This is a genomic window from Bradyrhizobium sp. 26S5 (genome assembly GCF_036923295.1).
Classification (GTDB): Bacteria; Pseudomonadota; Alphaproteobacteria; order Rhizobiales; family Xanthobacteraceae; genus Bradyrhizobium; species Bradyrhizobium septentrionale.
On sequence record NZ_CP145948.1, the window covers coordinates 1,599,672 to 1,612,812 of the forward strand.

At 58.3% G+C, this 13,141-nt stretch carries 9 protein-coding genes and 4 pseudogenes; all 13 read left to right on the top strand.

What is annotated here, in order from left to right; genetic code table 11:
• The first annotated feature begins 399 nt into the window (after positions 1–399).
• On the top strand, positions 400–1,032 hold the full coding sequence (locus tag V5279_RS07535; RefSeq protein WP_338696191.1) for a NodA family N-acyltransferase: 633 nt from the start codon (positions 400–402) through the stop codon (positions 1,030–1,032).
• Positions 1,029–1,688 (top strand): chitooligosaccharide deacetylase NodB, encoded by a 660-nt coding sequence (gene nodB, locus V5279_RS07540; RefSeq protein WP_166104841.1) that lies wholly within the window; start codon positions 1,029–1,031, stop codon positions 1,686–1,688. Before V5279_RS07535 ends, nodB begins: the two co-directional genes overlap by 4 nt.
• Positions 1,689–1,705: 17 nt before the next feature.
• On the top strand, positions 1,706–3,061 hold the full coding sequence (gene nodC / locus V5279_RS07545) for a chitooligosaccharide synthase NodC (protein WP_338696196.1): 1,356 nt from the start codon (positions 1,706–1,708) through the stop codon (positions 3,059–3,061).
• A gap of 30 nt (positions 3,062–3,091) precedes the next feature.
• Positions 3,092–3,241 (top strand): SAM-dependent methyltransferase, encoded by a 150-nt coding sequence (locus tag V5279_RS07550; protein ID WP_338696198.1) that lies wholly within the window; start codon positions 3,092–3,094, stop codon positions 3,239–3,241.
• A 22-nt stretch (positions 3,242–3,263) separates the two neighbouring features.
• Positions 3,264–3,329: pseudogene (locus tag V5279_RS07555) on the top strand (hypothetical protein); the annotation flags it as partial.
• Positions 3,330–3,368: 39 nt separating this feature from the next.
• Positions 3,369–3,620, top strand: a complete 252-nt coding sequence (locus tag V5279_RS07560) for an SAM-dependent methyltransferase (RefSeq protein ID WP_338701036.1) — start codon at positions 3,369–3,371, stop codon at positions 3,618–3,620.
• A pseudogene (nodU, locus tag V5279_RS07565) lies at positions 3,596–5,307 on the top strand (nodulation protein NodU). The gene V5279_RS07560 and the pseudogene nodU overlap by 25 nt, the downstream one beginning before the upstream one ends.
• A gap of 1 nt (position 5,308) precedes the next feature.
• Complete coding sequence (gene nodI / locus V5279_RS07570) at positions 5,309–6,229, top strand: nodulation factor ABC transporter ATP-binding protein NodI (protein WP_338696200.1); 921 nt, start codon at positions 5,309–5,311, stop codon at positions 6,227–6,229.
• A 3-nt stretch (positions 6,230–6,232) separates the two neighbouring features.
• On the top strand, positions 6,233–7,021 hold the full coding sequence (locus tag V5279_RS07575; protein WP_338696202.1) for an ABC transporter permease: 789 nt from the start codon (positions 6,233–6,235) through the stop codon (positions 7,019–7,021).
• 314 nt (positions 7,022–7,335) lie between these two features.
• Positions 7,336–9,414: a carbamoyltransferase gene (locus tag V5279_RS07580; RefSeq protein WP_338701038.1), complete on the top strand. Its 2,079-nt coding sequence runs from the start codon at positions 7,336–7,338 to the stop codon at positions 9,412–9,414.
• A 106-nt stretch (positions 9,415–9,520) separates the two neighbouring features.
• Positions 9,521–10,633: a nodulation protein NodZ gene (locus tag V5279_RS07585; RefSeq protein WP_338696204.1), complete on the top strand. Its 1,113-nt coding sequence runs from the start codon at positions 9,521–9,523 to the stop codon at positions 10,631–10,633.
• A 542-nt stretch (positions 10,634–11,175) separates the two neighbouring features.
• Positions 11,176–11,639 (top strand): annotated as a pseudogene (locus V5279_RS07590) (IS630 family transposase); the annotation flags it as partial.
• Between the two features lie 527 nt (positions 11,640–12,166).
• Positions 12,167–13,079: pseudogene (gene ltrA / locus V5279_RS07595) on the top strand (group II intron reverse transcriptase/maturase); the annotation flags it as partial.
• Between the last annotated feature and the right edge of the window lie 62 nt (positions 13,080–13,141).

Genomic DNA, 13,141 nt, shown 5'->3' on the forward strand with positions numbered 1-13,141 from the left:
ATGACCCAAGTTGATCTGGGGCCGATCGGGAGCGCTTGCGGTGAGATCTCGTTCATCGATGGGGCGCCATCAGACCGCACAGCATCGATAGCAATCCTGGACCGGACCGAACCTCTTGATAATGCGGGTAGGTGCCGGACAATCCAAGCGCCACGTCGGCATGTCTGGCAGATCTCGGACATGACATTGACTGGGATGACCAGCGCCGACTGCACGATCGCCTCTTCTCTGGCCAAGGCGCCACTCCAAGGGGGCCGTTCTGCCGCGCCGCTGGCGAACTGAGCCGGGCGCCGGCGCCCCACGTCAGTGCATTCGAGTATTGATCAGCGATTCAGCCGATAGCGAGTTGTTCACGTGACCACCTCCGCTCTTAACGTCACTGGTGCAGGGAAGCCCGTCATGAATATTCCCGGATCTCGGTCGGCGGAAAGTCGTTCCGCGCGCCCTCAAGTGCAGTGGAGCCTGCATTGGGAAAGCGAGCTGCGGCTGGGCGACCATACCGAGCTCGCTGAGTTTTTCCGCGAAAGCTATGGGCCGACGGGTGCTTTTAATGCGCAGCCATTTGAGGGGAGTCGAAGTTGGGCCGGTGCAAGGCCGGAGGTCCGCGTAATTGGTTACGACGCGCACGGCGTAGCTGCTCACATCGGCGCCCTACGCCGCTTCATCAAGATTGACGGGGGCGATCTACTCGTGGCCGAACTGGGACTATATGCGGTGCGTCCGGATCTCGAGGGGCTTGGAATCAGCCACTCAATGCGCGTGATGTATCCTGCGCTGCAGGAGCTCGGGGTTCCGTTCGGCTTTGGTACGGTTCGGCCCGCGCTTGAGAAGCACCTTACCAGATTGATTGGAAGGCGGGGGCTGGCAACCCTCATGTCCGGCATTCGCGTCCGGTCCACCCACGCAGATGTGTATCCCAATTTGCCGCCGGTCCGGATCGAGGACGTTCTCGTGGTGGTGTTCCCGCTCGGACGCCCGATCAGCGAGTGGCCGGCCGGGACGATCATCGACCGGAACGGGCCTGAGCTGTGAAAGGGCTCGTCCCCCTGTCTGCGGTGCGTCGCGACTACGCCGACGTCAGCGCAAGTCGCTGTGTCTATTTGACCTTTGATGATGGGCCAAATCCATTTTGCACGCCCGACGTGCTCGATGTGCTGACGCAACATCGGGTGCCGGCGACGTTCTTCGTTATCGGCACGTACGTGACCGATCAGCCTGAACTCATTCGACGAATGATTGCGCAAGGACACGAGGTTGCAAACCACACAATGACGCATCCGGATCTCTCCAGATGTGAACCAGCGGTGGTTCACGATGAAGTGCTAACGACGAGCAAGGCGATCCGTTCGGCATGCCCGCAGGCTTCGCCCAGGCACATGCGAGCACCCTACGGCTTATGGACCCAAGCGGTGCTCGCTACGACAGCGAGCGCTGGCCTCACAGCTCTGCACTGGTCGGTCGATCCGAGAGATTGGTCGCGCCCAGGCGTCGATAGGATTGTGAATTCAGTGCTGGCGGCCGTTCGTCCAGGCGCAATTGTACTTCTGCACGACGGGTATCCTCCTGGTGAGGAAAGACTCTGCAGCGATGCCACTCTGCGTGATCAGACGGTGATGGCGCTGTCACATCTGATACCGGTTCTGCAACAGCGCGGGTTTGCAATCCGTCCGCTTCCTCAACTTCACTAAACAAAACTGGCCCCAAAATGGACCTGCTCGCTACAACCAGCGCTGTCGCCGTTTCGTCTTATGCGCTGCTCTCAACTGTCTACAAGAGCGCGCAAGCGCTCTATGCTCAGCCGGCGAATACCTCGTCGCTGCAGACCGATCTGGGCCAATCCGAGGTAGCTCTGCCCAGCGTGGACGTCATCGTGCCTTGCTTCAACGAGGACCCGAACACGCTCTCCAAATGTCTCGAGTCGATTGTAGGTCAAGACTACGGTGGAAGACTGCAGGTCTATGTGGTCGACGACGGATCTGCAAATCGCGATGTCGTGGGGCCTGTACACGACCTCTATGCGAACGATCCGAGATTCAGCATCATCCTGCTGGCCAAGAACGTTGGAAAGCGCAAGGCGCAGATCGCCGCTATACGTAGCTCGTCCGGGAACCTGGTGCTCAACGTCGACTCGGATACGATACTAGCCGCTGACGTGGTCAAGAAGCTTGCATTGAAGATGCAGGAGCCGGAAGTCGGCGCCGCCATGGGACAGTTGATAGCGAGCAACCGCAGCCAAACCTGGCTAACCAAGCTAATCGATATGGAATACTGGCTAGCGTGCAACGAAGAGCGCGCGGCACAGGCTCGCTTCGGTGCAGTCATGTGCTGTTGCGGCCCCTGCGCGATGTATCGTCGCTCCGCCCTCGCTTTGCTGCTTGATCAATACGAAACGCAACTCTTTCGCGGAAAGCCGAGCGATTTTGGCGAGGATCGCCACCTAACTATCCTCATGCTCAAAGCGGGATTTCGAACCGAGTATGTCCCGGATGCCATCGCGGCAACAGTCGTACCCGACAGCCTTGGGCCGTATCTGCGTCAGCAACTGCGTTGGGCACGGAGTACCTTTCGGGACACGTTTCTTGCATTGCGCCTGCTGCCCGAACTCGATGGCTATCTCACGCTAGACGTTGTCGGACAAAATCTCGGCCCTTTACTTCTCGTATTGTCATCACTGGCTGCGCTTGCACAGCTCGCAATCGGCGGTTCGGTGCCCTGGTGGACGGGATTGACAATTGCTGCAATGACAATAATCCGGTGCAGTGTCGCGGCGTTTCGTGCCCGCGAATTGCGCTTTATCGGCTTCTCGCTCCATACGCCCATCAATATATTTATCCTACTTCCTTTGAAGGCTTATGCGCTTTGTACATTGAGCAATAGCGATTGGCTGTCGCGTAAGCTCGTCAATGTGCCGAGCGCAGGGGACAAGAAGGCCACTATCCCGGCTACTAACACTGGATCGAGCGCTGCAGCTACTGCAGAAATTGTTGAAGCAATTCGCAAGCGGAGGTCGCGCGGTTCCTCGGGCGAGCCGGCGACTGACAATATGTGCGGTGGCGATTGATCGAGCCAATAACAACAGGTTAATCGACCCATGAGACTGGACAAGAACTATCATCTGTTCGAGCGTGATCTTGCTGTTGGTGATCAGTGGCGCCTCGACAGTAACCCGTTGGAACAGGAGCGTTACGCGCAAATGGTTCGGATGTCGCACTTCCAATGGGGATGTTGCGCGTGCCCTTGAAGTCGGAGGTGCAGCCTTCGCATTCACGGAAATGCTGGGACCCCACTGCCAGCGAATTACCGTGCAGGATGTCATGCCGCAGGATTAAGCGCGCACGGCAAAGAACGGAGAGGCGGTCATGGTGAGCATGCTTGCGCCAAATGGCGCTCTGGTCCTCGGATTCGCGCGTGATGCTTGTCGACGCTGGGACCATGCTGCTGAGACGGCGATTGCTCTCTTGAATGAGAGTTTATCCGAATCGAGCGTCAGCATTGCCAGACTGGTTCGGTCGACCAAGATTGCCTGCTCGTTCTGTTCCGGAAGTCGAATAGCTCGTCGAAACAATCAAATTGCGGTCGTTGGGCCGAGGGGCGTATGCGCATCTGCGGCATCAAGTTGACACATGACGGGGCAATTGCTGTCGTCGAGGATGGGCGGCTTGTCTTTTGCACCGAGCAAGAGAAGCGCGGCAATAATCCTCGCTATCAATCCATCGATAATCTCGATGCAGTTGTACTTGCATTGGCGGAGCATGGCCTGGATCCGCGTGATATTGATCAGTTCGTCATCGACGGCGGGGATGGCGAGCGCGAGTCGCAATTCCTGGTCCTCAGTGGGGCCGTGCCGATCGCGCTGAAAGGGGCGCCATATGTCGAGCGCCGTGCTGAGGGCCTTCTTGATTGTGTCGACGGTTTTGGCTTGATCCTTGCCAGCAAGGTGTTTCCCTACAAGAGTTACCCGCACGTCACCGGCCACGTTGCCTCAGCATATAGCACCAGCCCCTTTGCCGTCTCGGGTAGGCCCGCGTTCTGTCTGGTATGGGACGGCTGGATCTCTCCACGTCTTTACTATGTTGAACCACAGGGGGGGCGGCTCGTTGGATGCCTGTTTCCGATGATTGGCCACGCCTATGCTGTCGCCGGCCTTCACTTCGGGCCTTACAGTCGGCCGAATCGCACCAATTCGGACTTGGGCATCGCCGGCAAATTGATGGCCTACGTCGCGCTTGGTTCTGCCAACGAAAGCATTGTGGCGGTGTTTCAGGAGCTCTACGACAGGCGCTTCGCGGCGGACACGCAGCAGGCTCGTCGCTATCGCGCGGACATCAACACATGAGGCGCAGTCTGCTCGCCTCGAAAAAGTCGTGCATAGCTGCGAGTGACGCTTCGGCATTGGCCGAGCGAGCGGAGGACGTCCTTGCGTCGTTTCATGTGTTCCTGGAACGTCTCCTTATCCGGGAAATCGCAATGGTGTTGCTGCGGCATTCGTCGCTTCCGGGAGCGCGGAATCTATGTATAGCCGGCGGCTGCGGTCTTAACATCAAGTGGAATAGTGCGCTTCGCGCGACGGGACTGTTCGATGACGTCTGGGTGCCGCCATTTCCGAATGACAGCGGCTCGGCAATCGGTGCAGCTTGCAGTGCGCTGGCGGCGCAAGATGGGTTCGTGCCACTGGAATGGTCAGTCTACAGTGGTCCTGCCCTGCAAGCCAGCGAGGTTCCGCCAGAATGGGAGGCCGCGCCGTGCAGTCTGCGCGATCTTGCGGCCATTCTCGCCGACAACGAGCCGGTGATCTTCCTTTCCGGGTGCGCGGAGCTTGGGCCGCGGGCGTTGGGCGGCAGAAGCATTCTTGCGGCCGCGACTTCGCCGGCAATGAAGGATCGTCTCAACGACATCAAGCGCCGCGAATACTTCCGACCGGTGGCGCCGATTTGCCTAGAGGATCGGGCGCCAGAGATATTCAACCCCGGTACGCCGGATCCGTACATGCTGTTCGATCATCAGACTAGGACGGAATGGCGCGACAAGGTCGCCGCCGTCGTCCATTTGGACGGCTCTGCGCGACTGCAGACAATCTCCCGCAACTCTTCACACAAGATTGCCGAGCTCCTCGTCGAATTTGAGAAACTCACCGGCATTCCGCTGCTCTGCAATACGAGCGCCAATGTTCACGGCCGTGGCGTCTTCCCGGATGTTGCCGAAGCTTGCCAATGGGGACGCGTTGAACATGTGTGGTGTGACGGCCTGCTCTGGACCAAGACGGTCGTAGAGACGCCATCGTCGGCTCAACGACTTCTGCCAACCTAAGGTGAACATGTCCACCGCAGCCATCGACATTGCCGGCGTAAAAAAGTCCTTTGGCGGCAAGATCATCGTCAATGAACTGTCGTTCTCGGTTGCACGCGGAGAGTGCTTTGGCCTGCTCGGGCCCAATGGAGCTGGCAAGAGCACCATTGCGCGTATGCTTCTCGGCATGATTGCGCCGGATGAAGGCAAGGTTACCGTCCTTGATGAGCCCGTGCCTGCACGCGCTCGAGTGGCACGTGTGCGCATCGGCGTGGTGCCGCAGTTCGACAACCTTGAACTCGGGTTTACCGTACGAGAAAACCTGGTGGTATTTGGCAGATACTTCGGCATGAGCGCTCGAAAGATCGAGGCGCTCCTGCCGTCGTTGCTAGAGTTTGCGCGGCTCGAAAGCAAGGTGGATGTGCGCGTCGCCGAGCTGTCAGGTGGCATGAAGCGGCGGCTGACGCTGGCGCGTGCATTGATCAATGACCCGCATCTGCTGGTAATGGACGAGCCGACGACGGGGCTGGATCCGCACGCCCGCCACCTGATCTGGGAACGTCTGCGAGTTTTGTTGGCCCGTGGCAAGACGATCCTACTGACCACTCACTTCATGGAAGAGGCCGAACGTCTATGCGATCGGCTGTGTGTGCTGGAGGATGGACGCAAGATCGCCGAAGGCAAACCGCAAGCGTTGATCGACGAACAGGTCGGATGCAACGTGATTGAGATCTATGGCGGTCATCCGCAAGAGCTGCGTGAGATACTCAAGCCCTATGTACGTCACCTCGAAGTGAGCGGAGAGACGCTGTTTTGCTATGCGCAATATCCCGAGCAGGTGCGCATCCAGCTGCGCGGGCGAGCGGGTCTGCGCATTCTGCAGCGTCCGGCAAATCTCGAGGACGTGTTCATGCGCCTGACCGGACGCGAGATGGAGAAATGAGTGATGAGTGAAGGTTATGCGGGGGTCCTGCCCGCTAACGCCTACAACTGGGTCGCGGTATGGCGTCGAAATTGCCTGGCATGGAGGAAAGTTGCGCTTGCGTCGGTTCTCGGCAACCTCGCAGATCCTATAACCCATCTTTTTGGCCTTGGCTTCGGCCTCGGTCTCATCGTCGGGCCCGTTGAGGGAACTTCCTACATCGCATTTTTGGCTGCGGGCATGGTTGCGACCAGCGCCATGACTGCCGCAACGTTTGAAACCATGTATGCAACCTTTGCTCGCATGGATGCCAATCGTACCTGGGAAGCAATCCTGTCCACACAGCTTACGCTTGGCGATATCGTTTTAGGCGAATTGGTTTGGGCGGCCAGCAAATCCGTTCTTGCCGGGACGGCAATCGGGCTTGTCGCTGCCACGCTTGGCTATGCGTCTTGGCTTTCCATTTTCTATGCGATGCCGACCGTCGCGCTTACTGGGCTTGCATTCGCCAGCCTGGCAATGGTCGTCATATCTCTTGCGCCAAGTTACGACTACTTCGTGTTTTACCAGACGCTTGTCCTTACCCCTATGGTGTTTCTGTGTGGCGCGGTGTTTCCGATGAGCCAACTGCCTTGCTCATTTCAGCACTTCGCCGACTTGTTGCCGCTAGCGCATTCGGTCGACCTCATTCGCCCCGCGATGCTAGAGCGCGAGGCTGGCGGCGCTTTGTTTCATGTAGGTGCGCTTTGCATATACGCGGTGTTGCCCTTCTTCGTATCGACCGCACTGTTGCGGCGCCGGCTGCTGCGTTGAGGGAAAGAACTAAGATAACCGGGAGAATCCAGCTGATGCAGTCGCACCGTGCTCTCAGGTGAGTCGGACAAGGCCCGACCTGCGATGGCAGCAGTTGCAATGCCTGTAAGAGGACGCGATCAAGCCAGGTCCACATCAGCCTGTTCAGTTGATCGATGCGGGGCTCCGGCACTTCAACGGGCTGAGCGCCGTGTCCGGGCGGCGCTGGGAGAACCTTGGGTTGTGCTACGGCCCCGCGCGGCCGACGGAGCGCGATAATACGAAGCAGCTGGAACGGCCATTGGTCGTCCCGTCATGATCAAATGGAGAACGAGATGTTGTGTCTGGGAATATGTGGCGGTCTGGACAGAATTCACGAAAGCTCGCCCGAGCTGCCGAATACCTTCTTGCACGATGGCGCTGCGGTTCTTGTACAGGATGGCCGCGTGATCGCTGCCGTCGAAGAGGAGCGCCTCAATCGAGTTAAGCACTCCAACAAGTTCCCAAGCAACGCGATGCGATACTGTCTTTCGGCTGCGGGAGTCGAGCTTCACCAGATCGATCGCATTGCGTTCTACGCGACTGAGGCGTACTGCAACACTATGCTCGAGCGCCTAGCTGTTTCTCAGCCGCTTCCGCTGGACGCCAAACTGTTGCTGCGACAGCTACTGGTACGGGAGTTCGGTACCGAGGTCGATGCGTCGCGGGTTTCATTCGTAAATCACCATGAAGCGCATGCGGTCAGCGCGTTTGCCATGTCTGGGTTCGAGCAAAGCCTCATTTTTTCGGTTGACGGCGGTGGCGATTTTCTCTCGGGCCTATTGGCGGTAGGGTCGGGCACCGGAATGACGCAACTTGCACGCTTCCCAGAAAGCAACTCTCTGGGATTGTTCTATCTCGAAACGATCCGTTACCTCGGCTACGGGTTGTTCGACGAGTACAAGGTGATGGGGCTTGCTCCCTACGGGGACCCCACTCCTTATCGCGAGCTGTTCGGACAGCTCTACGAGTTGTTGGACAATGGAGACTATCGCGTCCACCTTGACCGCATCGGTCCGGCGCTGCTCCGAAACATCCAGGTCCGACGAAAGGGAATGCCGTTTACCCAGCAACATCGGGATGTCAGCGCATCGCTGCAGGAAGCTCTGGAGCGGATCGTGTTTCACGTCCTGCTACACTATCGCGAAACGACAGGCATCACGCGTTTGTGCCTAGCTGGAGGGGTAGCCCATAACTGCACCGTCAACGGTAAGCTACTCTATTCCGGCCTTTTCGACGACATCTTCGTCCAACCCGCGGCCCACGACGCCGGATGCGCGCTTGGCGCCGCATTGATGATGTCGAGCGAGCTGGGCAGGCCAACGCCGCGCGAGCGGCTGTCAGACGTATATTGGGGGCCCGGCCTCGGAAACGAGCAAGCCGTGGAACAGGAGCTCAATGCATGGTCCGGTCATCTCGACATTCAACGATGTGACGACATAGCAGCAAGTGCGGCCGACTGGATGGCAGATGGCGCCGTGATCGGCTGGGTTCAGGGCCGCTCTGAGTTCGGGCCGCGTGCGCTCGGCAACCGGAGCATTCTTGCGGACCCGCGGCCGCCGGAAAACAAGGACCGGATCAACGCAATGGTCAAAAAACGCGAGGGCTATCGTCCGTTTGCGCCATCTGTGCTGGAGGAGAATGCGAACGAGTTCTTCGAGCTCCCTGACGGCAAGCAGGACTTTCCCTTCATGAATTTCGTGGTCCGGGTGCGCGAAGCCCAGCGTAAGGTGCTCGGCGCAATCACGCACGTCGATGGTACCGCTCGGCTGCAAACAGTATCGCGCAAGACAAACCCCGCCTATTGGGATGTTATCAATGCGTTTAAAAAGCGTACTGGCATCCCAGTGCTTCTGAATACGTCATTCAACAACAATGCCGAGCCGATCGTGGATTCGGTTGCAGACGCTATCACGACATTTTTGACGACCGACCTAGACGGACTTGTTGCGGGGCCGTTCCTCGTCAAGAAGCGAGCGGCAAGGCTGCAGGATTGGGGTGCGCTAAGCGTTTCATTGCCGCCTTATGCGTCCCTTCATCGCGTTCGCTCCTACACCGCGGCAGATCGCCAGGAAACGGTCTGCGAGATCCGTACGGGACCTTCGGGCCGCGACAGCATACGCATTTCACATGAGTTATTCGAGCTGCTGATGCGGATCGAGGGCGAGGCGCCGCTTGGCTGGCTTCTAGACACGACCATGGCCGATCACGACAAGCGTGAAGATATCGTGAAGGAACTGCGGCTCGCGTGGGAGCAGCGCTGTGTTCGGCTGCGTCCACCGCGTGCGACCTGCGACTGCAATAAAAGGAAAAGTGAAGCGCAGGCTGAGCTCACGAATGACCCTGGCAATGCATGCGTGGCGGGACCGGGATAGGGCGAAACGGTATCGGACCGAAATCGGGTACGTCGGCGCAGCGTCTCTGAATGGAAGTGCAATCGGAAAGCATTCAGAGAACATCATCCATCAGAGGCTCGCCGCCATGAAATTCTACCGACGCAGCTCGCCGGCATCACGAGTGCCGCCGATGACAACGGATGCGATCACACGAGATGCATCTATAATGACGTCTTATGTCCACCCAAGAGCCTGGAACGAGGCAATGCGTATGGTTAGCGGTATAAAGAGCGGTCGGTTCGTTGTTTCCAGGCGAAGGACCGGGTTCGGCGACTGCCTGTGGTCGCTGGCGGCAGCTTGGCGCTTTGCACAGCGGACCGATCGGACGCTGGCAATCGATTGGCGCGGATCCTGTTATCTCGATCAGCCATTCACCAATGCCTTCCCAGTCTTTTTCGAACCAGTTCACGATATTGCTGGGGTACCGATCATCTGCGACGACCAGATCAACCACCGCTCATTCCCGGGGCCGTTCTTCCCGGGATGGTGGAACAAGCCATCCATCGACTGCGTCTATCGGCCGGATCAGCAAATTTTCCGCGAGCGCGACGAGCTCGATCAACTGTTCCAAAATGAGGAAGATAGTGACGCTAACACGGTTGTGTGTGACGCCTGTCTGATGTGGCGCTGCGATCAGGAGGCCGAACGAGAGATCTTTCGCAACATTAAACCGCGATCTGAAATTCTGGCACGGATTGAGGCCATTTACCGCAAGCAGTTTGAGCCGTACAGCATCATCGGCGTTCATGTTCGACACGGCAACGGCGAGGATATTATGGGGCATGCTCCCTATTGGGCCGATCCGGAGCGCGCCCTGCGGCAGGTCTGTCGTGCCATCGAAAGGGCCAGGGGGTTGCCGTACGCCAAGCCTGCGAGGGTGTTCCTGTGTACGGACAGTGCGCTCGTTCTTGAGAAGGTTTCGGCCTTATTTCCTGATGTTTTCACGATTCCAAAACGTTTCCAGGCGCTTCAGGCTGGGCCTCTGCACAGCGCCGCGCTCGGAGCCGAGGGCGGGTTTTCAGCCCTTATCGAGATGTATCTCCTTGCGCGCTGCGACACTGTAATTCGCTTTCCCCCGACGAGCGCCTTCACGCGCTATGCGCGTCTCTTTGTGCCACGTGTGATAGAGTTCGACCTGAACGATCCGGGCCGATTGATCTTAACCGATGAAACCTCGCAAGAGCTCGTGGGTTTGTGAAAATCATAGCCCGTCTCATCGACCAGATGGCCGCGTTTTGCATCCGGCAGTACTGGCACTATTTCTCCAGACGGCAATTCATAGCCCAACCTGAGGATCCGACGCGACTTTTCATTGAAGAGGAGAAGAAAAGCGCTGGCTCGCCACCATCCGGTGAAGCGCAACTTGGATGAGAGAGCGCTTGTAGTGCTGCCACCGTGCCTACAGGTGGAACACGCCGGTGTCTTCGTCTCGCACCCGTAGAGTGGAAGCTGTCGCTGCTGCCCGATCGCAGGTCAAGCTGTCTGTCGAGCGGCGCGTTCGCCGCGGCGGTCGTCCTCTCGCTCGAGCGCGCTGGCGCACTCAGAGTCGATTATGTGGAACGTCTCGCTAGGCGTTCAGTCCCCGGCTCGCGGTCCCGACGTCAATTGACGCGCTGCTGCTGTACAGGATGGTGATCAAATCAGCGCTAGAGCATTTCATTGCTTAACTGAATCGGAGGGGATTCCGGTTTTGGGCGGTTTATGATTCAAGATGCTGACTGGATTGGAGGCCAGCATCGCATGACCCGACCTCTTTCCCTGGATCTTCGCGAGCGTGTGGTGGCGTCGGTTTTAGCGGGCGAGAGCTGCCGATCTGTGGCGGAACGGTTTGGTGTTGCGGTCTCGTCGGTTGTGAAGTGGTCACAGCGGCAGCGGGCGACCGGCTCGGTTGCGCCTGACAAGATGGGCGGTCACCGCAATCCCGTGCTTGATCCGCATCGTGCCTTCATTGTCGAGCGGATCACTCAGACGCCGCACCTGACGCTGCATGGTCTGAAGGCGGAACTGGCAGCTCGGGGGTCAAGGTCTCACACAACGCGGTCTGGCTGTTCCTGCGCCGGGAAGGACTGCGGTTCAAAAAAACACTGTTCGCCCTCGAACAAGCGCGCGCCGACGTCTCTCGTAGGCGCCAGCGTTGGCAATCCTGGCAGGCCGGACTTGATCCGGGCCGGCTGGTGTTTATCGATGAGAGTGTGCTGCAGACAGCGGAAGGAGTTCAACATGAACTAAAACCGATTGTGAAGCTGCGGGAAAGATGGGGCTGGCCCTCCGAGATCGGCTTTCAGGAGCGGGTCTCAAACCAGTCCGAGCTGCTGCGGTAAATAGCCGTGGTGGTGAGCGTCGGATCAAAAGTTCGGATCAAACCGAGCAGGTGAGTGTCCGAAAGACGAATGAAAGTGAACCCTTCGAGGACGCGTCGTTATGAATCCAAGCGTCGTCAAAACCAGGATCGTTTCGTCATCCTGGGACAAGTCCGCCAGATGCCTGATGACCGGGCGGACGGCGACCGGCGTAGAGGGGGCGTGAGTCGGACACAGGCTTTCGCGCGGAACTGCAGGAACCAGGCTCTTGATGCCAAGGGAGAAGCGCAAGCGGCGCCAACCGTGAGGCGAGAGTACCAATGCAAGAGACTGGGGCGGACCGATCCGTAGGAGCGTTGAGGGCCCTGTAATGGGGCCGGAGCAAAGGGATCGGGTCAGGTAGTCGTACTCTTGAACCAACTGGAAACAGGATGACTTCGAACGGTGCGATAAACAAGCCGTTCTCGATCGAGAAGCGGCGAGTGTACGAAGCGTACAAGGCGGTCAAATCCAATCGCGGTGCGGCCGGAGTGGACGGACAGACCTTGGAGATGTTCGAGACAGATCTGGCAGGGAATCTCTACAAGATCTGGAATCGGATGTCGTCAGGGACCTACTTTCCACTTCCAGTGCGCGCCGTCTCCATTCCAAAGAAGACGGGCGGCGAAAGGATTTTAGGTGTGCCCACTATCAGCGATCGGATCGCGCAGATGGTGGTCAAACAGATGATTGAGCCGGAACTGGAATCCATCTTCCTGCAGGACTCTTACGGATACAGGCCGGGAAAATCGGCTCTGGACGCCGTGGGCGTCACGCGTCAGCGGTGCTGGAAGTATGATTGGGGTCCTGGAGTTCGACATCAAAGGATTGTTTGACAATCTTCCGCATGATCTTCTGCTGAAGGCGGTCCGGAGACACGTGCAATGCAAATGGGCGCTGCTCTACATCGAAAGATGGCTGACGGCGTCAATGGAAAAGGACGGGAAGCTTGTTGAGCGGAGCCGCGGAACCCCGCAAGGGGGCGTGATCAGCCCAATACTGGCCAATCTGTTCCTGCATTATACGTTCGATCTATGGATGGCGCGGACACATCCCGACCTCCCTTGGTGTCGGTATGCCGACGACGGACTGGTGCACTGCCGGACCGAGCAAGAAGCAGAGGCCATTAGGGCGGAGCTTCAAGCGAGGTTGGAGGTGTGCGGACTTCAGATGCACCCGACAAAGACGCAGATCGTCTATTGCATGGACAACAGGCGTCGGCGAACGTATCAGAGGGTCAAGTTTGACTTTCTTGGATATCAGTTCAGGCCGCGGCAGGTGGCAACGTCACAGCGGAAGGAATTCTAACCCGTCTTATTCGTCAGAGGGCGCCCGAGAGGCTGGCGAGCGTGGTGTAAAGCGCTGAA